11 protein-coding genes and 1 pseudogene are annotated in these 25,351 nt (G+C 72.6%); 3 read left to right on the forward strand and 9 right to left on the reverse strand.

Going from position 1 to position 25,351, the window contains the following annotated elements:
• Positions 1-261 precede the first annotated feature (261 nt).
• Both ACQRUO_RS09880 and ACQRUO_RS09885 read right to left on the reverse strand, forming a co-directional pair.
• Positions 262-1,206 carry a hypothetical protein gene (locus ACQRUO_RS09880; RefSeq protein ID WP_428315395.1) on the reverse strand — a complete coding sequence of 315 codons (945 nt, stop codon included), beginning with the start codon at positions 1,204-1,206 and terminating at the stop codon, positions 262-264.
• Positions 1,207-1,413: 207 nt separating this feature from the next.
• Positions 1,414-1,638 (reverse strand): hypothetical protein, encoded by a 225-nt coding sequence (locus ACQRUO_RS09885; RefSeq protein ID WP_428315396.1) that lies wholly within the window; start codon positions 1,636-1,638, stop codon positions 1,414-1,416.
• Between the two features lie 215 nt (positions 1,639-1,853).
• Here ACQRUO_RS09885 and ACQRUO_RS09890 point away from each other — a divergent pair, with 215 nt between their 5' ends.
• The gene (locus ACQRUO_RS09890) at positions 1,854-2,897 is read left to right on the forward strand and encodes a nitronate monooxygenase (protein ID WP_428315397.1); all 1,044 of its coding nucleotides are present in this window, start codon (positions 1,854-1,856) and stop codon (positions 2,895-2,897) included.
• A 115-nt stretch (positions 2,898-3,012) separates the two neighbouring features.
• Here ACQRUO_RS09890 and ACQRUO_RS09895 read toward each other — a convergent pair.
• Positions 3,013-3,794 (reverse strand): annotated as a pseudogene (locus ACQRUO_RS09895) (dienelactone hydrolase family protein).
• A 547-nt stretch (positions 3,795-4,341) separates the two neighbouring features.
• Between ACQRUO_RS09895 and ACQRUO_RS09900 the strand changes: the two are divergent.
• A complete protein-coding gene (locus tag ACQRUO_RS09900) occupies positions 4,342-5,112 on the forward strand; it encodes a GNAT family N-acetyltransferase (protein ID WP_428315398.1) in 771 nt (256 codons plus the stop codon).
• Positions 5,113-5,209: 97 nt separating this feature from the next.
• Here the strand turns inward: ACQRUO_RS09900 and ACQRUO_RS09905 are convergent, their stop codons facing one another.
• The 4 genes from ACQRUO_RS09905 to ACQRUO_RS09920 form a co-directional block, all read right to left on the reverse strand.
• A complete protein-coding gene (locus ACQRUO_RS09905; protein ID WP_428315399.1) occupies positions 5,210-5,857 on the reverse strand; it encodes a DUF6891 domain-containing protein in 648 nt (215 codons plus the stop codon).
• A 74-nt stretch (positions 5,858-5,931) separates the two neighbouring features.
• Positions 5,932-6,129, reverse strand: a complete 198-nt coding sequence (locus ACQRUO_RS09910; RefSeq protein ID WP_428315400.1) for a hypothetical protein — start codon at positions 6,127-6,129, stop codon at positions 5,932-5,934.
• Between the two features lie 52 nt (positions 6,130-6,181).
• Entirely contained in the window at positions 6,182-7,582 is a 1,401-nt protein-coding gene (locus ACQRUO_RS09915) for a dolichyl-phosphate-mannose--protein mannosyltransferase (protein ID WP_428315401.1), read from the reverse strand.
• A 105-nt stretch (positions 7,583-7,687) separates the two neighbouring features.
• A complete protein-coding gene (locus ACQRUO_RS09920; protein WP_428315402.1) occupies positions 7,688-21,445 on the reverse strand; it encodes an LPXTG cell wall anchor domain-containing protein in 13,758 nt (4,585 codons plus the stop codon).
• A gap of 256 nt (positions 21,446-21,701) precedes the next feature.
• On the opposite strand from ACQRUO_RS09920, the gene ACQRUO_RS09925 reads away from it, so the two are divergent.
• A complete protein-coding gene (locus ACQRUO_RS09925; protein ID WP_428315403.1) occupies positions 21,702-22,901 on the forward strand; it encodes a glycosyltransferase family 39 protein in 1,200 nt (399 codons plus the stop codon).
• A gap of 104 nt (positions 22,902-23,005) precedes the next feature.
• On the opposite strand, the gene ACQRUO_RS09930 is transcribed toward ACQRUO_RS09925, so the two are convergent.
• Both ACQRUO_RS09930 and ACQRUO_RS09935 read right to left on the reverse strand, forming a co-directional pair.
• Positions 23,006-23,611, reverse strand: a complete 606-nt coding sequence (locus tag ACQRUO_RS09930; RefSeq protein WP_428315404.1) for a fasciclin domain-containing protein — start codon at positions 23,609-23,611, stop codon at positions 23,006-23,008.
• A 158-nt stretch (positions 23,612-23,769) separates the two neighbouring features.
• A complete protein-coding gene (locus ACQRUO_RS09935; RefSeq protein WP_428315405.1) occupies positions 23,770-25,218 on the reverse strand; it encodes an aminopeptidase P family protein in 1,449 nt (482 codons plus the stop codon).
• Between the last annotated feature and the right edge of the window lie 133 nt (positions 25,219-25,351).

A 25,351-nucleotide genomic window follows, 5' to 3' on the forward strand; every position in this document is an offset into this window, starting at 1 on the left:
GGGGGGGGGGGGGGGGGGGGGGGGGGGGGGGGGGGGGGGGGGGGGGGGGGGGGGGGGGGGGGGGGGGGGGGGGGGGGGGGGGGGGGGGGGGGGGGGGGGGGGGGGGGGGGGGGGGGGGGAGGGAAAAGGAGCTGACCCAGATGCGATACAGACCCACCCGGGGTCGCGGACCCGGGCTCCGCGCAGGAGTACGCGGAGCCGCGGGCCGGGGACGGATCAGCTCTCGACCGACCAGCTCTCGACCGACCAGCTCTCGGCGGATCAGCCCTTGGTGACGCAGGCGTTGGCCGAGTTGGACCAGAGGCCCTGCAGGTCGAAGCTGCCGGTGCTCAGCTTGACGAAGGCGTCCATGTTCTCGCACTCGTCGCCGATCTCACCGTTGCTGCCGTTCCAGCCGATGCTGGGCCAGAAGTCGGTGACCGTCTCGGCGTACTCGTGGGTCTCGGTGGACTCGATGCCCGACAGCGCCCGGCCGTCGGTCAGCGTCGTGCAGCCGTCGACGCCGGTGTCCGGCACGTACGGCAGGTTGGTGTAGGCGATCTTCCCGTACGAGGCCGACGTGGTGAAGTCGTGCCAGGCGCAGAAGCCGCTGCTCGGGAAGCCGTCCGGGTGCATCCCGGTGTCGGAGAGGATGACGTACTGCGCGTTCAGGTTGGGCGTCTGGGTCTTGTTGCCGAAGTGTCCGGCCGCCTTGACCGCCTCGGCCGCCAGCTGCGCGGCGGTGGCGCTGGTCGGCTCGGCGGCGGCGTTGTCGAACCAGACGCCGGCCAGCGGCGAGCTGGTCGGGTGCTGCACGTGGACACCCTTGCTGCCGCAGGTGCTGGTGCCCTTCGCCACGCCTTCGCAGTACTGGTCCAGGATGGTGCCCCAGGTGTCCTGGGTCCCGTAGAGGCCCTTGAACATCGCCTGCATGTCCGGTGCCACCTTGGCCGGGTCGCTCTTCGACCACTGCGAGCCCCAGAAGACCAGGTAGACCTTCGGGGTCGGCGAGACCACGCCCTGGCCGGCGCTGGAGCCGACCGACAGCGTGTTGGTGGAGGTCGCCGTCACCGCCTGGGCGTGCACGCCGGCGTGCTGCGGCTTGACGCCGAAGTGGCTGACGCCGGCCGACGCCGGGGTGGCGAAGCCGAGTCCGGCGGTGGCCAGGGCAGCGGCGCCGAGGGCGGCCGCGGCCTTGCCGGCGGACGCGAGGGAGCGCAGGGGCATGGGGGAGTCCTTCCCGGAGGTGGGGGTTCGCGCGGGATGAGAGGACCTGCAGGTGCCGCGCGCTACCCAACCAGTTCGTTCAGGAGCCGTCCATACCTAGGACATGACAATCCGAAAGAATTTACAGACACGTCATCAGGTGACCGGACGATGTGCCGGTGAGGCGGCCCGCATCAGGAGAATCTGATGCGGGCCGTGCTGTGCAGCTCAGCGACTCAGCGACTCAGCGGCGCGGTGCGCCCGCCGCGTCCGGGACCCGGAGCAGGGTGTTGCGGCAGGGGCGTCCGGGTGCCCGGCGGCGGGAGCGGCGGCGACGCGCACGGCCGGGCCGTGGCCGGTGCCGTGGACACGCGGCAGCGCGGCGGCCGCGGCGGCCGGGGCGAGGGGGAGCGGCAGCAACAGCGCAGCCGCGAGCAGGGCGGGGATCCGCATGGGTACTCCGGTCGGGAGGGAGACGGGCGAACGTCATCGTTGGCGTCCGGTTGCGAAACTAAGCAGTGCGGAGCACGATCCGCGCGTCCGGTTACTCCGCCCGGTGGCAGGCCCGACCGGGCGTCCCGGGTCGCGGTGGCCCCTGGCTCCCGCCATGGCTGACCAAGTCCCGTCGACCACCCGGGAACTGGCCGCCGGCGTCGTAGAGTGGGCCCGTGTTCACTCTCGCCGAGCTGTCCCTGCCGATCATCGCCGCTCCGATGGCCGGCGGCGCCTCCACGCCCGAGCTGGTCGCCGCCGTGAACGCCGCCGGCGGCCTCGGCTACCTCCCCGCCGGCTACAGGACCGCTGCAGCGATGGTCGAACAGATCGGCCGGGTCCGGGAGCTGACGGACCGTCCCTTCGGGGTCAACCTCTTCGTGCCGGCCACCACCGACCCCGCCGCACTGGCCGGCCTGCCCGCCTACCGCGCCGAGCTGCGCCCCGAGGCCGAGCAGTGGGGCGTGGTGCTGCCCGAGCGGATCCCGGTGGACGACGAGGACTGGGCCGCGAAGATCGCCGCACTGCTGGCCGATCCGGTGCCGGTGGTCTCCTACACCTTCGGCCTGCCGACCCGGCCGGAGGCCGATGCCCTACGGGCGGCCGGCACCGCCCAGGTGGCCACCGTCACCAGCGTGGCCGAAGCCCGGACCGCCGCAGCTCTGGGCGTCGACGCCCTCTGCGTGCAGGGCCCGGAGGCCGGTGGCCACCGCGGCACGCACACCACCGCCGCCGAGCCCGGCAGCGCGGGGCTGCTGAAGCTGCTGGCCCAGGTCCGGGCCGCCGTCGACCTGCCGCTGATCGCCGCCGGCGGCCTCGGCGACGGAGCCGCGATCGCCGCCGCCCTGGGCGCCGGCGCCGCGTCCGTGCAACTCGGCACCGCCTACCTGCTCGCCGACGAGGCCGGCACCTCCGCCGCGCACCGCGCCGCGCTCGCCGACCCCGCGTTCACCGAGACCGTGCCCACCCGGGCCTTCACCGGCCGGGTCGCCCGCGGCCTGCGCAACGCCTTCATCGACCGCCACGCCGACCACGCCCCGCACGCCTACCCCGAGGTGCACCACCTCACTGCCCCGCTGCGCGTCGCCGCCACCAAGCGCGCCGACACCCAGCAGATGCACCTCTGGGCCGGCACCGCCTACCGCCAGGCCCAGCCGGGACCGGCGGGCGAGACCACGGCGCGGCTCTGGCGGGCGGCACAGGAACACCTGGGGTGCTAGACCGGACCGGCGTCCGGCGGGGAGCCGGACGCCGGGTGCCATGTGGTCACCGCGTCACCGCGTCACCGCGTCACCGCGTCAGGGCGTCACCGCGTCGCGGTGTCGCGGTGTCGCCTCAGGCCGCCGGCCCGTCCGCGCGGCCGAGGTGCCGGAGCAGGAACCGGGCCGCCTCCGCGGACTCGAAGGCCGGCACGTCGCCGTGGCCGCCGGGGTTGGCGTGCAGGGTCTTCTCCTTGGCGGCGAACGTGTCGAACAGGCCCAGCGCCGACTGCCGGTCGACGTGCTCCTCGTGCCACTGGAGCAGGAACAGGACCGGGACGGTGATCCGCCCCGCCGCCTCGAGCAGGCCCTGGTGGACGAAGAACCCGCCGCCGAAGACCGCGGCGGTGATCCGGGGTTCGGCCGCGACCAGCGGGATCCCGATGCCGGTGCCCAGGGTGACGCCGCCGCCGTAGCCGATCGGCGCGTCGGGGCCGATCTCCGGCAACTGCTGGAGGGCGTCCAGGGTGGTCCGCCACTCGGGACGGCCCGCTCGGCCAGCGCAGCGCCGTAGCGGGCGCTGATCGGGCCGATCGGTTCGCCGTTCGCGTGTGCCCGCTGGAAGTCGGCGCGGGCCTGGTGGTCCTCCGCGGTGCGCGGGCGGTCGCCGTGGCCGGGTGCGTCGATGGCCACGACGGTGAAACCACAGGTGGTCACGAGCTCGTGCGCCCGGGCGACCTGGGGTGCGACCTTCTTGTGCAGGCCGCCACCGTGACCCATCAGCACCAGGGGTGCCCGATCGGAGCCGGCGGCGGGCGACCAGAGCACGCCGGGGATGTCCCCCACGGTGAAGTCGCGTTCGCGGACGCCGTTCGACGAGCTGTCCGCGGTGAACTGGAGGGAAGAAGTAGCGTTCATGGCAGTTGCCTTTCGAGAGTGCCTGGTTGGCGGCGCTCCCGGCGGACGTCTACGTCAACGCCGAACCGTGCAGAAGAGGGGGAGCACCCACATGCGTACTGCGTTCATCGGGGCTCACCTCCTCCTGTGCTGTCACGGCTTCCGGCACGGTACCAGCCGGCCGCCGGCCCGGCCAACGGGTTTTCCGGCGGCGCCGGCGGGGTCACGGATCAGCGTGGCGGAGCCCTGCCGAAGCCGTGGCGGACCCCTGGCGGAGCCCGCCGGAGCCCCTTGCCAACACCTGATCTTCATGCCACAGTTGCGACGTCGCACAGCAGGTGCGACCACGTACTTTCCGAAGGAATGAAGTCCTATGACCTCGGCGTCCATCAGCGGCCGCCGGCGGTACTGAGGTTCTCGAACCTCGTACCCTGCTTCCCTCTTCACGGCGGCCCCACGTTGCGGTGCCCTGCTGAGGCACCTTCGCCATCCTGCGCGCTTCCACTGTTCCGTCCCGTGTGACGACTGCGCGCACCGCCATGTCTTTCAACGTGAGGTCAACACCACCTTGGACATCCAGGTCCAGAACTACGCCGTTGCCAGCCTTCGCCGTCGCCCCGAGGTCGTCGAGGTGGCCGGTTTCATCATCGGCTGCTACCCCGACAGCGACAGCCCCTACCTGAACTACGCGACCCCGCTGCCCGGCGCCGAGCCGACCGCGGCGGACGTCGCCGCCCTGGTCGCGGCGTTCCGCGAGCGCGGCCTCAAGCCGCGCCTGGAGTTCGCCCCGAACGCCGCGCCCGCCGTGGAAGCCGCGCTGCGCGCAGCCGGGTTCACCACCGAGGCCGAGCACGAGTACCTGATCTGCACCCCGGCCACCCTGGCCGAGCCCGTCGGCACCCCCGGCTCCGCCGCGGTGGCGCTCAAGGTCGAGACTCCGGAGACGGACGAGGAGTACCTCGCCGTCGACGCCGCGCTGGCCGAGGCGTTCTCCGGCGAGTTCGCCTCCTCGCCGGAGGGCGGGGCCCGGCTGCGCCGGCAGCAGGAGGCCGGCGGCGCGATCCGCTTCGTCCGTGCGGCGGACGGCAGTTGTGCCGGCGGCGCCGGGGTCTCGCCGATCGCCGTCGGGACCACCGAGCTCGCCGGCGTGGGCACCCGCCCGGCGCACCGGGGGCAGGGCATCGCCGCTGCGGTGGTCGCCGAGCTGACCCGGGTCATGTTCGACCGCGGCGCCGAGTCGGTCTGGCTGGAGTACTCGGGCGAGGGCTCGCGCCGGGTCTACGAGCGGGTCGGCTTCCGGCCCAGCGGCCGGCGGCTGTACATCTCGCTGGAGAGCTGAGCGGCACTGCCGACGCGAGCGGCGGTCACTTCGGTGGCCGCCGCTCGCGGCGTTCGCGGGCCCGGCACGGGTGCGGATCACCCCGGCCGGAGCCGGACTACTGGCTCGGGCGGCGCTTCTGCCAGCTGAGCGGGTGGACGTGGATGCGGCGCTGGTGACTGCCGTCCCACTGCACGCTCAGGCCGGCGGCGGTGAGGGCGTCGACCACCCGGTGGCCGACGGCGAGGGCGTCCTCGACGTCCTCGGACTCGAAGGAGCCGTAGGCGAGGTACAGGCCGTGGCCGTCCACCGCGCGGTCGGTGTCCTGGGTGTGAAAGAAGGTGAACCCGCGCGGGAAGGCGTCCCGGTACTCGTGGATCTCGCCGAAGCCGCAGCTGCTGCAGCAGGTGAAGTTCTGGCGCGCCGCGATGCCCTCGGCCTGGAGGGCGGCGAAGGCGGTGGCCAGTCGGTCGGCGTCGGTCACGGCCGGCCACCCGGCCTGCTCGGTCCGGTGGGCCTGCCAGACGGCGGTGGTGACGGCGACGGCGTGGGCGTGGACGGCGGGCGGGGTGAGGGCGGCCACGTCGGACTGCCCGGCGTCCGCGGCCGAGGCGGCCTCGTCGACCAGGTCGGAGAGCAGGTCGGTGGCCTCGTCGACGACCCGCCCGAAGTCGACGTAGCCGCCGTACACCTCGTGCCGGGCGAGGCGCTCGACCTGCTCGCGCACCTCGGCGGGCAGCTCGGCGGTGGGGGTGGTGTGGGACATGGCGGTGATCCTTGCAGAGCGTGCGGACAACGCGGGGACTCGGGTGGCTGTCGGCACCGGTCGGCCGCGGAACGCTACTCGCCGCCGCCGTAGGAGCCGTACCCGCGGAAGGTGTGCGGCGAGCTCGGGAAGGCGTCCGACAGGATCTCGCAGCGGCGTTCGCCGGTCAGCGTGGCGAGCAGGAACCCGGTGAAGCTCAGCTCGAGGTGCTCCCACCAGTCGCCGCGGGCCTCGTTGACCATGACGGTCCACTGGTCGGGGTGCCGGAGCATGGGGCTCACGATACTGCGCCGGTGTGCGGCGGGAGTTGGGGTCCGGGCGGGATCAGACCCAGGCGTCGAACCAGATCCGCGCGTCCCACGCGGTGGTGGCGATCGGGTGCCCGGTGTAGAGCGGCAGGAAGTAGACGAAGTTGGTGGCGATCGCGGTGAGCACCAACCCCGTGGCGACGATCCGCAGCCGGCTGGGCCGGCGCAGCAGGTCCTGGACCAGCACGGCGAGCGCCAGGCACAGGTACGGCACGAAGACCACGGAGTAGAAGGAGAAGAGGGTACGCCCCTGGTAGAGGAACCACGGCAGGTACCCCGCGCCGACCGCGCAGAGCACCGCGCCGGCCCGCCCGTCACGGTGGCGCAGCGCCCGGTACCCGAGGTACCCGAGCGCAGCCGTCGCGCTCCACCAGAGCAGTGGGGTGCCCAGGGCCAGCACCTCGCGGTTGCAGGCGGCGGCCCGGCAGCCGGCGGTGCCCGGGCCGACGGTGCGGAAGTAGTAGGAGACCGGGCGGGTGAGCAGCAGCCAGCCGGCCGGGTCGGACTGGTAGCGGTGCGGGTCGGTGAGGTGGATGCCGAAGTTCCAGATCTGCTGGTGGTAGTGCCACAGGCCGAGCAGCGGAAAGGCGGCCCGCTGCCGGTCCCAGCCGCCGCGGGTGGCCAACCAGCCGCTCCAGCACGCGAGGTAGGCCACGGCCGCCGCGGCGTTGAGCTGCACCGCGCGCCCCAGCAGCGCGGCCCGCCCGGCCGCGCGCTCCCAGACCAGGGCCAGCACGGTGAACGCCGCCAGGTAGTAGCCGCCGCTCCACTTGGTGCCGCAGGCCAGCCCCAGACAGACTCCCGCCGCGAGCCGCCACCACCAGGCCCGCCGGGCGCAGTTCGCGTCCCGGGCCAGCAGCAGGCAGCCGAACCCGGCCAGCACCCAGAACATCAGCACGATGTCCAGCAGCGCGGTGCGGCTCATCACCAGGTGCAGCCCGTCCGCGGTGAGCAGCAGGCCGGCCAGGCAGCCGAGCGCGGTGGAGCCGAGCAGCCGTCGGGCCACCCGGCAGAGCAGCAGCACCGAGAGGGTGCCGAGCAGCGCCGGGACGAACCGCCAGCCGAACGGGTTCATCCCGAACGCCGCCTCGCCGAGCGCGATCAGCCACTTGCCGGCCGGCGGGTGGGCGACGAACTCCGGCGCGCGGCTGAGCGCGAGGTGGGCGGGGTGGGCCAGCAGCCGGGTGTCGGCGTCGTCCGCCCAACTGCCCTCGTAGCCGTACTGGAGCAGCGACCAGGCGTCCTTGGCGTAGTACGTCTCGTCGAAGACCACCGCCCGTGGGCTGCCCAGGTACCAGAACCGCAGCAGTCCGGCGAGCAGGGTGACGGCGAGCGGGCCGGTCCAGTCGTTGCCGGCGATCCGTCGCCAGCGGGCGGGGCTGGCGCTGGGGAGGATGGTGAGGGGGCTGGCCGGCATGCGGGTATCGTCGGGCGGCCGTGACGACGGCGGGCGGATCCGCGCCGGGGTGCCGGTGCGGATCCGCCCGTTCGCCGTAGCCGGCGGAGCGTCGGGTCGACGGGGTCAGCGGCGGCTCCGGCGCAGCACCACCAGCCCGGCCCCGGCGGCGAGCAGGACGGCCGCGATCAGGGTGGCGAGGGCGGTGTTCGGCGACCCGGTCTTGGGGAGCGGCCCGCCGCTCCGGCTGGGTGACGGGGTCGGGGTGACGGGGGTGGGGGTGACGTTCGTGGTGGTGGTGCAGGGGTCGCCGGCGCCGGTCGCCTGGCCGGTGCAGTTGCTGCCGTCGGCGGTCACCAGGTTGGTGAGCGTCCTGCCGCCGGCGTCCGGCTTGACGGTGACGGTGTAGGTCAGCGTCTGGGTGGCGCCGGGCTGGAGGTCCAGCGTCCAGGTCAGCCGCGGTGCGGTGTAGGAGGCCAGGCCGGCGGTGGCGGTCGCGTCGTCGTTGTAGCCGGCGGCGTCCAGGACGCCGGACAGGTCGTCGGTGATCACGGCGCCGTGGTAGGTGCCGGTGGCGAGGTTGGTCGCCGTGACGGTGTAGGTGACCTTGTCGCCGGGCTTGGGGTCGGCCGGAGCGGCCTGCTTGGCCACGCGCAGGTCGTGCCGGACGGTGATCGGCTCGGTCGGGGTGGCCACCGCGGTGTGGGCGCTGGCGCTCGGGTCGGGACCGCCGGTGACCACGGCCGTGTTGGTCGGGACCTCGGTGGCGTTCGGGTCGAGGGTGCCGCTGAGGGTCCAGCTCGCGGTCCGGCCGGGCGCCAGTTCGATGGCCGGGCAGGTGGCGAGGCCGTCGGCGATCGGGCAGCTGGTGCCGTCGGCGTCGGCGGTCATGGCCGGGTTGTCGACGCCGGCCGGGACCTGGTCGGTGACCACCACGTCACGGGCCAGCGAGGGACCGTAGTTGGTGACGTTGACCCGCCAGGCGATCGGCTGCCCGGCGACCACCGGGCTGGTCAGCAGGACCTTGCTGATCCCCAGGTTGGCCTGCCGCTCCGGCGGGGCGGTGGGGGTGGCGACTGCGGTGTGGGCGGAGGTGGAGGGGTCGGGGCCGCCGGTGACGGTGGCGGTGTTGGTGGGGGTGAGCGTGGCGGCCGGGTCGAGGGTGCCGGTCAGGGTCCAGGCGAGGGTTTCTCCGGCGGGGACTTCGAAGGCGGGGCAGGTCGCGGTATCACTAGTGATGGGACAGGCGGTGCCGTCGGGGGCGGTCATGGTGGGGTTGGTGACGCCGGTGGGGATGGGGTCGGTGACGATGACGTCGCGGGCGCGGGAGGGTCCGTTGTTGGTGACGGTGATGCGCCACTGGATCTGCTGACCGGGGACGACGGGGTTGGTGAGGAGGACCTTGGAGACGGTGAGGTTGGCCTGCGGGGCAGGCGAGTTGGTCGGGGTGGCGACTGCGGTGTGGGCGGAGGTGGAGGGGTCGGGGCCGCCGGTGACGGTTGCGGTGTTGGTGGGGGTGGTGGTGGCGTTGGGGTCGAGGGTGCCGGTCACGGTGTAGCCGTAGGACTGGCCGGCCGCGAGCTCGATGGCCGGGCAGCTGGCGGTGTTGTTGGTGATGGGGCAGGTGGTGCCGTCCGCGTCGGCGGTCATGGTGGGGTTGGTGACGGTGGTGGGGATGGGGTCGGTGACGATGACGTTGCGGGCGCGGGAGGGTCCGTTGTTGGTGACGGTGATGCGCCACTGGATCTGCTGACCGGGGATCACCGGGTCGGTGACCAGGACCTTGGCGAGGGTCAGGTTTGCCTGCGGTGTGGGGGAGTTGGTCGGGCTGGCGACGGCGGTGTGGGCACTGACGCTCGGGTCCGGGCCGCCGGTGACGACCGCCGTGTTGCCCGGTACGGCGGTTGCGTCCGGGGCCAGGGTGCCGGTCAGCGTGAAGGTCACCGTGTCACCGGTCGCGATCTCGATCGGCGGGCAGGTGGCGGTGTTGTTGGTGATGGGGCAGGTGCTGCCGTCGGGGGCGGTCATGGTGGGGTTGGTGACGGTGGTGGGGATGGGGTCGGTGACGACGACGTTGCGGGCGCGGGAGGGGCCGTTGTTGGTGACGCTGATCCGCCAGGAGATCGGCTGCCCGGGCACCACCGGGTCGGTGAGCAGCACCTTCGAGACGGTCAGGCTCGCCTTCGACTGCGTCGATGCCGAGGCCTGCGCGGTCGCGGTGTGCGCGGAGGCCGAGGGGTCGGGGCCGCCGGTGACGGTGGCGATGTTGGTGGGTGTGGTGGTGGCGTTGGGGTCGAGGGTGCCGGTGACGGTCCAGGTGGCGGTTTGGCCGGTGGGGATTTCGATGGCGGGGCAGGTGGCGGTGCCGTTGGTGATGGGGCAGGTGGTGCCGTCGGGGGCGGTCATGGTGGGGTTGGTGACGGTGGTGGGGATGGTGTCGGTGACGATGACGTTGCGGGCGCGGGAGGGGCCGTTGTTGGTGACGGTCACTTGCCACTGGATCTGCTGGCCCGGGGTGACGGGGTTGGTGAGCAGGACCTTGGAGATGCTCAGCCCTGCCTGCGGGGTGGGGGAGCTGGTGGGCGATGCGATGGCGGTGTGGGCGCTGGTGCTCGGGTCTGGGCCGCCGGTGACGGTCGCGGTGTTGGTGGGTGTGGTGGTGGCGTTGGGGTCGAGGGTGCCGGTCAGGGTCCAGGTGGCGGTCTGGCCCGCGGGGATTTCGATGGCGGGGCAGGTGGCGGTGCCGTTGGTGATGGGGCAGGTGGTGCCGTCGGCGGAGGTCATGGTCGGGTTGTTGACGCCGGTGGGGATTTGGTCGGTGACGATGACGTTGCGGGCCCGGGAGGGGCCGTTGTTGGTGACGGTCACTTGCCACTGGATCTGCTGGCCCGGGGTGACGGGGTTGGTGAGCAGGGTCTTGGCGATGGTGAGGTTGGCTTGCGGGGTGGGGGAGTTGGTGGGCGATGCGATGGCGGTGTGGGCGGAGGTGGAGGGGTCGGGGCCGCCAGTCACTGTGACGTCGTTGGTCGGGGTGGTTGTCGCGTTGGGGTCGAGGGTGCCGGTGACGGTCCAGGTGGCGGTCTGGCCCGCGGGGATTTCGACGGCGGGGCAGGTGGCGGTGCCGTTGGTGATGGGGCAGGTGGTGCCGTCGGCCGCGGTCATGGTCGGGTTGTTGACGCCGGCGGGGATTTGGTCGCTGACGACGACGTTGCGGGCGCGGGACGGCCCGTTGTTGGTGACGGTCACTTGCCACTGGATCTGCTGGCCGGGGATCACCGGGTCGGTGAGGAGCACCTTGGCGACGGTGAGTCCGGCCTGCGGGGTGGGGGAGCTGGTCGGCGACGCCACGGCGGTGTGAACAGAGGCGGAGGGGTCTGGGCCGCCGGTGACGGTCGCGGTGTTGGTGGGTGTGGTGGTGGCGTTGGGGTCGAGGGTGCCGGTGACGGTCCAGGTGGCGGTCTGGCCCGCGGGGATTTCGATGGCGGGGCAGGTGGCGGTGCCGTTGGTGATGGGGCAGGTGGTGCCGTCGGCGGAGGTCATGGTCGGGTTGTTGACGCCGGCGGGGATGGTGTCGGTGACAACGACGTTGCGGGCGCGGGACGGCCCGTTGTTGGTGACGGTCACTTGCCACTGGATCTGCTGGCCGGGGACGACCGGGCTGGTCAACAGGACCTTGGAGACGGTGAGTCCGGCCTGCGGGGTGGGGGAGCTGGTCGGCGACGCCACGGCGGTGTGAACAGAGGCGGAGGGGTCTGGGCCGCCGGTCACGGTTGCGGTGTTGGTGGGCGTGGTGGTGGCGTTGGGGTCGAGGGTGCCGGTGACGGTCCAGGTGGCGGTCTGGCCCGCGGGGATTTCGATGGCGGGGCAGGTGGCGGTGCCGTTGGTGATGGGGCAGGTGGTGCCGTCAGCCGCGGTCATGCTGGGGTTGTTGACGCCGGTCGGGATGGTGTCGGTGACAACGACGTTGCGAGCGCGGGACGGCCCGTTGTTGGTGACGCTGACCTGCCACTGGATCTGCTGGCCAGGGATCACCGGGTTGGTCAGCAGGGTCTTGGCGACGGTGAGGGCGGCCTGTGGCACCGGCGAGCTGGTGGGCGAGGCGGCGGCGGTGCGGACACTGGCGCTGGGGTCTGGGCCGCCGGTGACGGTTGCGGTGTTGGTGGGGGTGGTGGTGGCGTTGGGGTCGAGGGTGCCGGTGACGGTCCAGGTGGCGGTCTGGCCCGCGGGGATTTCGATGGCGGGGCAGGTGGCGGTGTTGCCCGTGATGGGGCAGTTGGTGCCGTCAGCCGCGGTCATGCTGGGGTTGTTGACGCCGGTCGGGATGGTGTCGGTGACAACGACGTTGCGAGCGCGGGACGGCCCGTTGTTGGTGACGCTGACCTGCCACTGGATCTGCTGGCCAGGGATCACCGGGTTGGTCAGCAGGGTCTTGGCGACGGTGAGGGCGGCCTGTGGCACCGGCGAGCTGGTGGGCGAGGCGGCGGCGGTGCGGACACTGGCGCTGGGGTCGGGGCCGCCGGTGACGGTTGCGGTGTTGGTGGGGGTGGTGGTGGCGTTGGGGTCGAGGGTGCCGGTGACGGTCCAGGTGGCGGTCTGGCCCGCGGGGATCTCGATGGCGGGGCAGGTGGCGGTGCCGTTGGTGATGGGGCAGTTGGTTCCGTCGGCGGCGGTCATGCTGGGGTTGTTGACGCCGGTGGGGATGGTGTCGGTGACGATGACGTTGCGGGCGCGGGAGGGACCGTTGTTCGTGACGGTCACCTGCCACTGGATCTGCTGGCCGGGGACGACGGGGTTGGTGAGGAGCACCTTGGCGACGGTGAGGTTGGCCTGCGAGGTGGGGGAACTGGCTGGTGAGGCGATGGCGGTGTGAGCCGAAGCGCTGGGGTCTGGGCCGCCGGTGACGGTAGCGGTGTTGGTGGGTGTGGTCGTTGCGTTGGGGTCGAGGGTGCCCGTGAGGGTCCAGATGGCGGTCTGGCCGGTGGGGATCTCGATGGCGGGGCAGGTGGCGGTGCTACCGGTGATCGGGCAGTTGGTTCCGTCGGCGGCGGTCATGCTGGGGTTGTTGACGCCGGTGGGGATGGTGTCGGTGACGATGACGTTGCGGGCGCGGGAGGGACCGTTGTTGGTGACGCTGACTTGCCACTGGATCTGCTGGCCCGGGGTGACGGGGTTGGTGAGCAGGACCTTGGCGACGGTGAGTCCGGCCTGCGGGGTGGGGGAGCTGGTCGGCGACGCCACGGCGGTGTGAACAGAGGCGGAGGGGTCTGGGCCGCCGGTCACGGTGACAGTGTTGGTCGGGGTGGTTGTCGCGTTGGGGTCGAGGGTGCCGGTGACGGTCCAGGTGGCGGTCTGGCCCGCGGGGATCTCGATGGCGGGGCAGGTGGCGGTGTTGCCCGTGATGGGGCAGTTGGTGCCGTCAGCCGCGGTCATGATCGGGTTATTGACCCCGGAGGGGATCTGGTCCGTGACGATGACGTTGCGGGCGCGGGAGGGACCGTTGTTGGTGACGGTCACCTGCCACTGGATCTGCTGACCGGGGATGACCGGGTCGGTGAGCAGGGTCTTGGCGACCGTGAGGCCTGCCTGCGGCATCGGGGAGTTGGTCGGCGAGGCGACGGCGGTGTGGACGCTGGTGCTCGGGTCTGGGCCGCCGGTGACGGTAGCGGTGTTGGTGGGTGTGGTCGTTGCGTTGGGGTCGAGGGTGCCCGTGAGGGTCCAGATGGCGGTCTGGCCGGCGGGGATCTCGACGGCGGGGCAGGTGGTGGTGCTACCGGTGATGGGGCAGTTGGTGCCGTCGGCCGCGGTCATCGTCGGGGCGGTGACGCCTGCGGGGACCTGGTCGGTGACGATGACGTTGCGGGCGCGGCCGGGGCCGTTGTTCGTGACGGTCACCTGCCACTGAATCTGTTGACCCGGGATGACCGGGTTGGTCAACAGGGTCTTGGCGACGGTGAGGTTGGCCTGGAGGACGGGCGAACCGGTGGGGCTGGCGACGGCGGTGTGGGCGGAGGCGGACGGGTCGGGTCCGCCGGTGACGGTAGCGGTGTTGGTGGGTGTGGTGGTGGCGTTGGGGTCGAGGGTGCCGGTGACGGTCCAGGTGGCGGTCTGGCCGGTGGGGATCTCGATGGCGGGGCAGGTGGCGGTGTTGCCCGTGATGGGGCAGTTGGTGCCGTCAGCTGCGGTCATGCTGGGGTTGTTGACGCCGGTGGGGATGGGGTCGGTGACGATGACGTTGCGGGCGCGGGAGGGTCCGTTGTTGGTGACGGTCACCTGCCACTGGATCTGCTGGCCGGGGACGACGGGGTTGGTGAGGAGGACCTTGGAGATGCTCAGGCCGGCCTGCGGGGAAGGGGAGTTGGTCGGCGACGCGACGGCGGTGTGGGCGGAGGTGGAGGGATCGGGGCCGCCGGTGACGGTTGCCGTGTTGGTGGGTGTGGTGGTGGCGTTGGGGTCGAGGGTGGCGGTGAGGGTCCAGATGGTGGAGCTGCCGGCGGGGATTTCGACGGCTGGGCAGGTGGCGGTGTTGCCCGTGATGGGGCAGTTGGTGCCGTCGGCGGCGGTCATGCTGGGGTTGTTGACGCCGGTGGGGATGGTGTCGGTGACGATGACGTTGCGGGCGCGGGACGGTCCGTTGTTGGTGACGCTGACCTGCCACTGGATCTGCTGGCCAGGGATGACCGGGTTGGTCAGCAGCGTCTTGGCGACGGTGAGGGCGGCCTGTGGCACCGGCGAGCTGGTGGGGGTGGCGACGGCGGTGCGAACGCTGGCGCTGGGGTCGGGGCCACCGGTGACCGTGGCGGTGTTGGTGGGTGTGGTGGTGGCGTTGGGGTCGAGCGTGCCGCCGAGGGTGTAGCTGATCGAACCGCCCACCGGCAGCTCGACCGCGGGGCAGCTGGCGGTGCCGCCGGCGATCGGGCAGGCGGTGCCGTCGCTGGTCGAGACCATGAACGGGTTCTGCACCTGGGCGGGGACCTGATCGCTGACGACGACGTTGCGGGCGCGGCTCGGGCCGTTGTTGGTGACGGTCACCTGCCACTGGATCCGCTGACCGGGGACCACGGGGTCGGTGAGCAGCGTCTTGGAGATGGTCAGGTTGGCCTGGGGCGACGGCGTCGCGGTGCCCTGGGCGACGGCGGTCCTGGTCTGCTGGCTGGGGTCGTCGTTGTTGACCAGGACGGCGGTGTTGGTCGGGGTGACGGTGGCGTTCTGGGCCAGCGTGCCGGAGAGGGTGAAGGTGTCGGTGGCGCCGACCGCCAGGTCGAAGGGGAAGCACTCGGCGACGCCGCCCGTGATCCGGCAGGGTACTCCGGCCGCGTCGGAGGCGATGGTGGCGCCGGTGACGCTGTCGGGGACCTGGTCCTTCAGGTCGATGCCGCGGGCGGTGGACGGGCCGTTGTTGGTGACGGTGATTCGCCAGCTGATCTGCTGGCCTGGGATGACCGGGTCGGTGACCAGGCTCTTGGCGATGGTGACCTCGGCCTTGCCGACCGGCGGTACGGACGCCTGGGCGGAGACCTGAACCGGGCTGGCACTGGGGTCGCCGCCGGTGACGGTGGCGGTGTTGACCGGGGTCTGCTGCGCGTCGGGGCTGAGGGTGCCGGTGACGGTCCAGCTGAGGGTCTGGCCGGCGGGGATCTCGACGGCCGGGCAGACCAGGTCGCTGCCGGTGGCCGGACACGGGGTTCCGTCGGTGTCGGAGACCATGGCGATGTTGGTGGTGTCCGGCGGGATGTGGTCGGTGACGACGACGTTGCGGGCGCGGCTCGGGCCGTTGTTGGTGACCGCGATCCGCCAGCTGATCTGCTGGCCGGGGACGACCGGATCGGTGAGCAGGATCTTGGTGACGGTCAGGTTGGCCCGGTAGCCGATCGGCACGGTCGGGCTGGCGACCGCGGTGCGGGCGCTCGTGCTCGGGTCGGGGCCGCCGGTCACGGTGGCGGTGTTGGTCGGTACGGCGGTCGCTTCGCTGGAGAGCACGCCGCTGACGGTGTAGGACTTCGAGTCGCCCTGGGCGATCGTGGTGGTCGGGCAGACGGCGGTCGTACCGGTGACGGTGCAGGCCTCGCCGGAGTCGTCGGCGCTCATCTTGGCGGCCCGCAGGGTGTCCGGAAGCTGGTCGGTGACGACGACGTTGCGGGCCAGGGAAGGCCCGTTGTTGGTGACGGTCACCCGCCAGGCGATGGCCTGGCCGGCCACCACCGGGTTGGTGAGCAGCACCTTGGAGATGGTCAGGTTCGCCTGCGGGACCGGGGAACTGGTCGGCGTGGCGACGGCGGTGTGGACGCTGGTGCTCGGGTCGGGGCCGCCGGTGACGGTGGCGGTGTTGACCGGGGTGGTGGTGGCGGCGGATGACAGTGTGCCGGTGTACGTCCAGCTCGCCGACTGGCCGGCGGGGACGTCGACGGCCGGGCACTGCGCGACGCGGTTGGTGATCGGGCAGAGGGTGCCGTCGGCGTCGGAGGTCATCGACACGTTGCTGACGCCGTCCGGGATCGGATCGGTGACGACGACGTTGCGGGCGCGGGACGGCCCGTTGTTGGTGACGGTGACGCGCCACTGGATCTGCTGGCCGGGGATGACCGGGTCGGTGAGGAGCACCTTGGAGACCGTGAGGTTGGCCTGCGAGGTGGGGGAGTTGGTGGGCGACGCGACGGCGGTGTGGGCGGAGGCGGAGGGGTCGGGGCCGCCGGTGACGGTCGCCGTGTTGGTGGGTGTGGTGGTGGCGTTGGGGTCGAGGGTGGCGGTGAGGGTCCAGGTGAGGGTTTGTCCGGCGGGGACTTCGACTTCGGGGCAGGTCGCGGTATCAGTAGTGATGGGGCAGGCGGTTCCGTCGGAGGCGGTCATCGTGGGGTTGGTGACGCCGGCGGGGATGGTGTCGGTGACGATGACGTTGCGGGCGCGGCTGGGTCCGTTGTTGGTGACGCTGACTTGCCACTGGATCTGCTGGCCGGGGATGACGGGGTTGGTGAGCAGGGTCTTGGCGATGGTGAGGTTGGCTTGTGGGGTGGGGGAGTTGGTGGGCGACGCGATGGCGGTGTGAGCCGAGGTGCTGGGGTCGGGGCCGCCGGTGACGGTCGCGGTGTTGGTGGGTGTGGTGGTGGCGTTGGGGTCGAGGGTGCCGGTGACGGTCCAGGTGGTGGAGCTGCCGGCGGGGATTTCGACGGCGGGGCAGGTGGCGGTGTTGTTGGTGATGGGGCAGGTGGTGCCGTCGGCCGCGGTCATGGTCGGGTTAGTGACCCCGGCGGGGATGGTGTCGGTGACGATGACGTTGCGAGCGCGGGACGGTCCGTTGTTGGTGACGGTCACTTGCCACTGGATCTGCTGCCCCGGCACGACGGGGTTGGTGAGGAGGACCTTGGAGATACTCAGGCTGGCCTGCGGGGTGGGCGAGTTGGTCGGCGAGGCGACGGCGGTGTGGGCAGTGGTGCTGGGGTCGGGGCCGCCGGTCACCGTGACGTTGTTGGTGGGGGTGGTCGTCGCGTTGGGGTCGAGGGTGCCGCTCACTGTCCAGGTGGCTGCGCTGCCGGCGGGGATCTCGACGGCGGGGCAGGTGGCGGTGCCGTTGGCGATGGGGCAGGCAGTGCCGTCAGCCGCGGTCATGGTCGGGTTGGTGACCCCGCCGGGGATGGTGTCGGTGACGACGACGTTGCGGGCCCGGGACGGTCCGTTGTTGGTGACGGTGACCCGCCACTGGATCTGCTGTCCCGGCACGACGGGGTTGGTGAGCAGGGTCTTGGTGACGGTGAGGCCGGCCTGCGGGATCGGCGAGCTGGTGGGGGTGGCCACCGCGGTGTGAGCCGAGGCAGACGGGTCGGGGCCACCGGTGACGGTCACCGTGTTGGTGGGCGTGGTGGTGGCGTTGGGGCCGAGCGTGCCGGTCACGGTCCAGGTGAGGGTCTGGCCCGCGGGGATCTCGATGGTCGGGCAGGTGGCGATGCCGTTGGTGATCGGGCAGGTGGTGCCGTCGGCCGCCGTCATGGTGGGGTTGGTGACGCCGGCGGGGATGGTGTCGGTGACGATGACGTTGCGGGCACGCGAGGGCCCGTTGTTGGTGACGTTGACCTGCCACTGGATCTGCTGGCCGGGGATGACAGGGTTGGTGAGCAGGACCTTGGCGACGGTGAGGCTGGCCTGCGGGGTCGGCGAGCTGGTGGGGGTGGCCACCGCGGTGCGGGCGGACGCGCTGGGGTCGGGGCCGCCGGTGACGGTCACCGTGTTGGTGGGCGTGCTCGTCGCGTTGGGGTCGAGGGTGCCGCTCACCGTCCAGGTGGCTGTGCTGCCGGCGGGGATCTCGACCGTGGGGCAGGTAGCGGTGGTGCCGGTGATCGGGCAGGAGGTGCCGTCGGCCGCGGTCATCGTCGGGCTGTTGACGCCCGCCGGGATGGTGTCGGTGACGATGACGTTGCGGGCTCGCGAGGGCCCGTTGTTGGTGACGTTGACCTGCCACTGGATCTGCTGCCCGGGGACGACCGGGTTGGTCAGCAGCACCTTGGCAACGGTCAGGTTGGCCTGCGGCGCAGGCGAGTTGGTCGGCGTGGCGACGGCGGTGCGCCCGGCCGAGGCGGACGGGTCGGGGCCGCCGGTCACCGTGACGCTGTTGGTGGGGGTGGTCGTCGCGTTGGGGTCGAGGGTGCCGGTCAGCGTCCACGACGCGTTCCGGCCGGCGGGGATCTCGACGGCCGGGCAGGTCGCGATGCCGGCGGTGATCGGGCAGACCGTGCCGTCCTGCGCCGTCATGCTCGGGTTGCTGACGCCGGCGGGGACGGTGTCGGCGACCACCACGTTGCGGGCCCGGGAGGGGCCGGCGTTGAAGACGATGACGCGCCACTGGATCTGCCGGCCGGGGATCACCGGATCGGTCAGCAGGGTCTTGGTGACGGTGAGGCTCGCCTGCGGCTGCGGTGAGCTGGTGGGTGAGGCGACTGCGGTACGGACGGAGGCGCTGGGGTCTGGGCCGCCGGTGACGGTCGCCGTGTTGGTCGGGGTGGTGGTGGCGTTGGGGTCGAGCGACCCGCTCAGCGTCCAACTCGCGGACGAGCCGACCGGGATGTCCAGCGCCGGGCAGGTCGCCGTGCCGGCGGTGATCGGGCAGGCGGTGCCGTCGGCGTCGGACTTCATCGTGGCTGCGGTGACGCCGGTGGGGACGGGATCGGTGACCACCACGTTGCGGGCGCGGCTGGGCCCGTTGTTGGTGACGGTGACGCGCCACTGGATCTGCTGGCCGGGGACCACCGGGTCGGTCAGCAGCACCTTGGAGACGGTGAGGTTGGCCTGCGGGGTCGGCGAGCTGGTCGGGGTGGCGACGGCGGTCCGGACGCTGGCGCTCGGGTCGGGGCCACCCGTCACCGTGACATTGTTGGTGGGCGTGGCGGTGGCGTTGGGGTCGAGCGCGCCGCTCACCGTCCAGGTGGCGGAGCTGCCGGCCGGGATCTCGACGGCCGGGCAGGTCGCGGTGCCACCGGCGATCGGGCAGGCGGTGCCATTGGCGTCAGCGTTCATGGTGGCCGCGGTGACCCCCGCCGGGATGGTGTCGGTGACGACGACGTTGCGGGCCCGGGAGGGGCCGTTGTTGGTGACCTTCACCTGCCACTGGATCTGCTGACCCGGGACGACGGGGTTGGTGAGCAACGTCTTGGAGACCGTCAGGTTGGCCTGCGGTGCCGGCGTCGGGGTCGGGGTGGCGACGGCGGTGCGGCCGGCCGAGGCGGACGGGTCGGGGCCGCCGGTGACCGTGGCGGTGTTCACCGGCGTCGACGTCGCGTTGGGGTCGAGCGTGCCGGTCAGCGTCCAGGTCGCCGAGCCGTTGACCAGGATGTCGACGGCCGGGCAGGTCGCCGTGCCGCCCGTGATCGGGCAGGCCGTCCCGTTGGCGGCGGTCATGGTCGGGTTGGTGACGCCGGCCGGGACGGGGTCGGTGACGACCACGCTGCGGGCGGTGGAGGGCCCGTTGTTGGTGACGTTCACCTGCCACTGGATCTGCTGCCCGGGCACGACCGGGTTGGTGAGCAGTGTCTTGGAGACCACCAGGTTCGCCTGGTTGCCCGGCGGGATGGGGTTGGCGGTGCTGGTGCAGTTGGGCGAGCAGATCGGGTCGCTGGCGCCGCTGGGCGGGGTGACGGTGGCACGGTTGTCCAGCGAACCGGAGGCGTCCGACGGGACGGTGCCGGTCAGGGTGTAGGTGAGCTGGCCGCCCGCCAGCACGTTGACCGTCGTGTTGATGTTCCCGGTACCGGTGGCGGTGCTGCCGCAGCTGCTCCCCGTCGAGGCCGTGCAGGACCAGGTGAAGCCCTGGACCGCCGCCGGCAGCGTGTCCTGGACACTGGCGCCGATGGCATCGGAGGGCCCGTTGTTCTTCACCACGATGGTGTAGGTCAGCGGCTGGCCGGGCACGTACGGGTTCTTGTCCGGCGTCTTGGTGACGGACAGACCGGTGGTGACCTGCCCCGGGGTGTTGACCGTGCTGGAGCAGGTCGGGCCGCAGTTGGGGTCGGTGGTGTTCGCGGGCCGGGTGACGGTGGCGGTGTTGGAGAGGGTGCCGATGGTGCCGGACGGGACGGTGCCGGTGACCGTGTAGGTGACGTTGTCGTTCGCCGCGATCGTCGCCGTGGTGTTGAGGTTGCCGGTGCCGCTCGCCGCGCCGCAGCTGCTGCTCGTGCTGCCGGCGGCGCAGGTCCAGGTGAAGGCGGACAGTGGCGAGGGCAGCGCATCGCGGACCGCCGCGCCGGTCGCGGGTGCGGGGCCTGCGTTGCTGACCACGATGGTGTAGCTGAGGGTCGAGCCGGGGACGTACGTGGCCGGGGCTGCGGTCTTCTTGATCGAGAGGCCGGTCTGGGTCACCCACTCCAGGGTGACCTCGCCGTTGTTGCCGTTGGTGTAGCCGCCGCCGTTGCCGATGCCGGAGGTGTAGAGCGGGTCACTCTGCCCGGCCGCGTTGCCGCCCCGGCCGTTGGCGCTGCTGTTGGCGCCGGCGGTGGTCTGGGCGTTGGTCACGCCGGTGCCGCCGATGTAGCCGGAGCCGCCGCCGCCCATGCCGTTCGGTTCGGGGAAACCGTTCCGCTGACACGATCCGCCCCCGCCGCCGTAGTAGCCGCCGCCTCCTCCGCCGCCGCCCTCGAAGCCGGTGCTGCCCGCCCCTGCACCACCCTGGTACTGGCTGCCGGCGCGGCCGGCGCCACAGCGGGCGTCGGTGGAGCCGGGCCCTCCGGCTGTCTGGGTGCCGCCGCGGCCGGAGATCGAGGGGTTGTTGTCCTGGCCGCCGTTGGTGCCGCCACCACCACCGCCGGCCGGCGACAGGGTGTCGCCACCCGGCGAGGAGCCGCCCGCACCACCGGCGATCAGCAGGGGGGTGGTGCCGTAGTTCCCGTTCCACACCGCGCTCAGGCCGCCGCCGCTGGCACCGGTGGCGCTGGATCCGTTCGAGGTGGTCACGCCCGCGCCGCCGGCGCCGCCGCCGCCGTAGGTCGAGCTGGTGCTGTTCATCAGCCCGCCCTGGCCCGAAGTGACGGTCAGGGTCTGACCGGGCATCACCGCAAGGGTGCCGGTCGTGTATCCGCCGCCACCGCCGCCGAACTGGCCGGTGTAGTACGCGCTCGGCGAGCCGCCGCCGCCCGCGCCCCACAGCCGTGCGAAGACGTTGCTCACCCCCGGCGGCACGGTGAAGGTCTGGTCGCCACCGCTGTAGGTGAACCGGGCGCAGTTGGTGAAGCTGCCGGTCGGCGTGCACGCCACCTGCGCCCGGTGCTGCTCCGGCAGCGCCTGCGGGGCGTAGGCCGGCGGAGCCGCGGCGAGCGCCAGCCCGCCCTGCGGCACCAGGCAGAGCAGCGCGAGCACCCCGCGCATCGCCGCCGAGACCCGACCGCCGAGCAACGACCTGACCGGAGCCATCCGGCGTCTCCTCTCCCAACCGTGTCGTCCGCATGCGAAGTCATGCGGACGACACGCACGGGCACGCGAACGCACGCGTGCGCGAACAGGAGTAGTCGAGGTAAAGCCGAAGTAAGGATCAGCTGACGTCGTGTCATCTGACTTTGCAGAGGAATCCGCGCTTTCGGCGTAGCCCTCGGTGCCGTTCGGCGCAACTCGGCGGCGGACCGCAGCGCCGCAGGCCGGCGCCGCGGTGGCGAAACGTACCGTCGCCTGCATGAGCGACTACGCCCTCGACCAGCCCCCGGCGCTGCCGCCCGCCGCGCCGCCGGCGGCCGCGCCGGACGCCCGGGCGCACCGCTGGGCCGGCGTGCGCCGCTGGGCTTGGGAGCTGGCGCCGCCGCTGCTGGTCTATGGCCTGGTATGCGCGCTCCAGCTCACCCTGATGGCTGCGCTCCGCCAGCCCGGCACGCCGTCGCTCGGACGGCTGCTGCTCAGTTGGGACGGGCACCTCTTCCTGGAGGTGGCCGAGCACGGCTACCCGGGCCCGGGTGCGCCGCGTGACGCGAGCGGCCACTGGCTGGGCAGCAACCTGGCGTTCTTCCCGGTCTTCCCGGTCCTGGTCCGGGCGGCCCGCGAGCTGACCGGTCTGAGCTTCGGGGACTCGGCGCTGCTGGTCTCCCGCACCGCCGGCGCGCTCGCGGCGGTCCTGCTGCACCGGCTCTTCACCCGGCTCTACGACCGTCGCACCGCGCTCTTCGCCGTCCTGTTGGTACTGGCGCAGCCGATGGCCGTGGTGCTCGGCATGGGCTACAGCGAGGCGGTCTTCCTGGCCTGCGCGGCCGGCGCGCTGCTCGCGGCGCACCGCGGGGCCTGGGGCGCGGCGGCGTTCGCCGGGCTGCTGGCGGGGCTGAGCAAGCCGAGCGGCCTCGCGGTCGGGCTGGCGTTGCTGCTCGCCGCCGCCCTGACCGATCATCAGAAGGTCAGAGCGTTCGCGGCGGCGTCGGCGGCCTGCCTGGCGACCCCGGGCTACCTGCTCTGGGTGGGCCTGCGCACCGGCCGCGCCGACGGTTGGTTCCGGATCCAACGCGCCGGCTGGGGAACCGAGTTGGACTGGGGCAGGCACAGCTGGGACTACGTCACCGACCAGCTGACCGGCGGCACCGCCTGGGTGGACGTGAGCATCGCGCTGCTCGCCATCGCCGCGGTCGGCGGCTGCCTGCTCGCGTTGCCGCAGCGCCCCTGGCCGCCGCTCGCCCTCTACGGGGTGCTGGTGACCGCCCTGGCGCTCGGCCAGAGCAACTACTCCTCGTGCAAGCCGCGCCTGCTGGTCCCCGCGCTGCTCTTCCTGCTGCCCGCCGCCGTCGCCCTCGGCCGGGCCCGCCCCCGTGCCGCCTGGCCGCTGGCGGGCGCCGCCCTGCTCACCGGGAGCTGGTACGGCGCCTACCTGCTGACGGTCTGGCAGTCGGTGATCTGAGGAGCACCCGAACGGTCAGTCGGTGATCTGAGGAGCACCCGAACGGCCAGTCGGTGATCTGAGGAGCACCCGAACGACGGTGGCCCGATCCGTGGACCAGCCTGTCACCCGAAGCCCGGCACCGTGTCCAGCACCGCCATCCGCGCGTTCGCCGTCTTGATGCTGCCGCACAGCACCTGCGCGCCGCCGACCCGGTAGTCGTCACCGCTGCCGGTGGCCTTGAGCACCGCCCCCTGCAGCGAGGTGTACTGCTTGTCCTGCAGGTCGGCCTTGCGCAGGTCGCGGACCACGATCAGCTTGCGCACCAGGTCGCCCGCGCCCGGCTGGGTGGCCAGCGCCTTCTTCTGGTCGTCGGTCAGCTTGGCGAACGCCGCGTCGTTGGGCGCGAAGACCGTGACGTTGTCCATCGAGTCGAAGATGTCCTTGGCCTTGGCCGTGTTGATCAGCGCGGCCAGCTGGGTCAGGTCCTTGGCCTGGTCGATCGCGGCCAGCACCGGGACGCCGCTCATCGCCTCCAGGCTGCCGGGCCCGTCGCCCGGCAGCGCGGCGCAGGCCTGGCCGAAGGCCTTCTCCGGCGGCGGGGGCGCGGCGACCGCCGGCCCTGCCGCGTCGCCGCCACCGCCGTCGTCGGCGCCCGCGCAGCCGGCGAGCGGGGCGAGGGCGAGCGCCAGGGCCACGAGCAGGGCGGGGCGGGGCGTGCGACGGCTCATGCGGAGGTCCTCTCGGGGAAACCGGGCAGATCATGCCGGATACGCCCAGATAGTGACACTCCGTCAGGCCGTCGCACGGGAGATCGGGCGCGGCCGCCCCGTCCCGTCACCCGAGCAGCGTCCCTGCACGGGAGATCGGGCCCGGCCGCCCCGTCCCGTCACCCGAGCAGCGCCCCCATCCACTCCTCGATCCCGGCCACCGTGCGCGGCAGCGCGCTCGACATCAGCCGGGCGCCGTCCTCGGTGATCACCAGGTCGTCCTCGATCCGCACCCCGATGCCGCGCAGCTCCAGCGGCAGCGTCTCGTCGTCCGGCTGCAGGTAGAGCCCCGGTTCGACGGTCAGCACGTGCCCGACCTCCAGCTCCCCGTCCAGGTAGGTCTCGGCGCGGGCCTTGGCGCAGTCGTGCACGTCCAGTCCCAGCATGTGGCCGCTGCTGCAGAGGGTGTAGCGGCGGTAGAGGCCGCTGTCGGGGTGCAGCGCCTCCTCGGCGGAGATCCGCAGCACGCCCCAGTCGACCAGGCCCTCGGCGATCACCCGCATCGCGGCCTGGTGGAAGTCGCGGTAGCGGGCGCCGGGGCGCAGCGCGGCGATGCCGGCCTCCTGGGCGGCCAGCACCAGTTCGTAGACCTGGCGCTGCACCGGGGAGAAGGTGCCGCCGATCGGCAGGGTGCGGGTGATGTCGGCGGTGTAGAGGGTGTCGGTCTCCACGCCGGCGTCCAGCAGCAGCAGCTTCGTCGGGTGGAGCGCGCCGTCGTTGCGGATCCAGTGCAGCACGTCGGCGTGCGCACCGGAGGCGGCGATGGTCTCGTAACCGGTGCCGTTGCCCTCGGCCCGGGCCCGCAGGTTGAAGACGCCCTCCAGCCAGCGCTCGCCGCGCCGGTGGCGCAGCGCGGTGGGCAGCGCGCGCACCACGTCCTCGAAGCCGAGGGTGGTGTGGTCGACGGCCTGCTGGAGCTGCTCGACCTCCCAGGCGTCCTTGACCAGCCGCAGTTCGCCGAGCGCGCTCGCCAACTGCGCGTCGCCCGGGCCCTCGACCAGCGCGTCCAGCACCGGGTCGACCCCGCCGAGCACCCGGGTCACCAGGCCCTGGCGCGGGGCCAGCACCTTCTCCAGCCCGTCCAGGTGCTCCACCCGCACGCCGGTGAGCTGCGCGGCCTCGGCCAGGTCGGGGCGCCGGCCGACCCAGAACTCGCCGTAGCGGCGGTCCCGGTAGAACTCGTCGCTGATCCCGTCGCGCGGCGAGCGGGGGCGCAGGTAGAGCACCGGTTCGTGGCCCGCGGTGCCGTCCGGTTCCAGCACCAGGACGTTGCCGACCTGGTCCTCGCCGGTCAGGCCGGTGAGCCAGGTGAAGGCGCTGTGCGGGCGGAAGCGGTAGTCGCAGTCGTTGCTGCGCACCTTGAGCTGGCCGGCGGGCACCACCAGGCGCTCGCCGGGGAAGCGGGTGGAGAGCCGGGCGCGGCGGTGCGGCATGACCCGGTGGCCGGGCACCCGGTCGGTGGCGGGCAGCGGGGTGGCGGCCCAGGAGGTGCCCATGAAGGTGGCGAGGGCGGGGGAGACGGGGAGGTCGTGGCTCCCGGTGTTGGCGGAGGGGATGGGGTGGGTCATGCGGTCCTCCTCGTCAGCGGGGCTGCTGAGCTGCGCTGATGTCGGTGCGGTGAGCGGGAGTTGACGGTCTGTTCGGACACAGCTGGGTAACGGGACGGTCGATCCCTTGCCTGTGCAATTTCACATTACTATG

Source organism: Kitasatospora sp. LaBMicrA B282 (assembly GCF_050325825.1).
Taxonomy (GTDB): Bacteria; Actinomycetota; Actinomycetes; order Streptomycetales; family Streptomycetaceae; genus Kitasatospora.

Coding starts and splice junctions, on each gene's coding strand:
- ACQRUO_RS09905 (WP_428315399.1), bottom strand. CDS start 5,857: ATGTCCCACACCACCCCCACCGCCGAGCTGCCCGCCGAGGTGCGCGAG.
- ACQRUO_RS09930 (WP_428315404.1), bottom strand. CDS start 23,611: ATGAGCCGTCGCACGCCCCGCCCCGCCCTGCTCGTGGCCCTGGCGCTC.
- ACQRUO_RS09925 (WP_428315403.1), top strand. CDS start 21,702: ATGAGCGACTACGCCCTCGACCAGCCCCCGGCGCTGCCGCCCGCCGCG.
- ACQRUO_RS09915 (WP_428315401.1), bottom strand. CDS start 7,582: ATGCCGGCCAGCCCCCTCACCATCCTCCCCAGCGCCAGCCCCGCCCGC.
- ACQRUO_RS09880 (WP_428315395.1), bottom strand. CDS start 1,206: ATGCCCCTGCGCTCCCTCGCGTCCGCCGGCAAGGCCGCGGCCGCCCTC.
- ACQRUO_RS09935 (WP_428315405.1), bottom strand. CDS start 25,218: ATGACCCACCCCATCCCCTCCGCCAACACCGGGAGCCACGACCTCCCC.
- ACQRUO_RS09920 (WP_428315402.1), bottom strand. CDS start 21,445: ATGGCTCCGGTCAGGTCGTTGCTCGGCGGTCGGGTCTCGGCGGCGATG.
- ACQRUO_RS09885 (WP_428315396.1), bottom strand. CDS start 1,638: ATGCGGATCCCCGCCCTGCTCGCGGCTGCGCTGTTGCTGCCGCTCCCC.
- ACQRUO_RS09910 (WP_428315400.1), bottom strand. CDS start 6,129: ATGCTCCGGCACCCCGACCAGTGGACCGTCATGGTCAACGAGGCCCGC.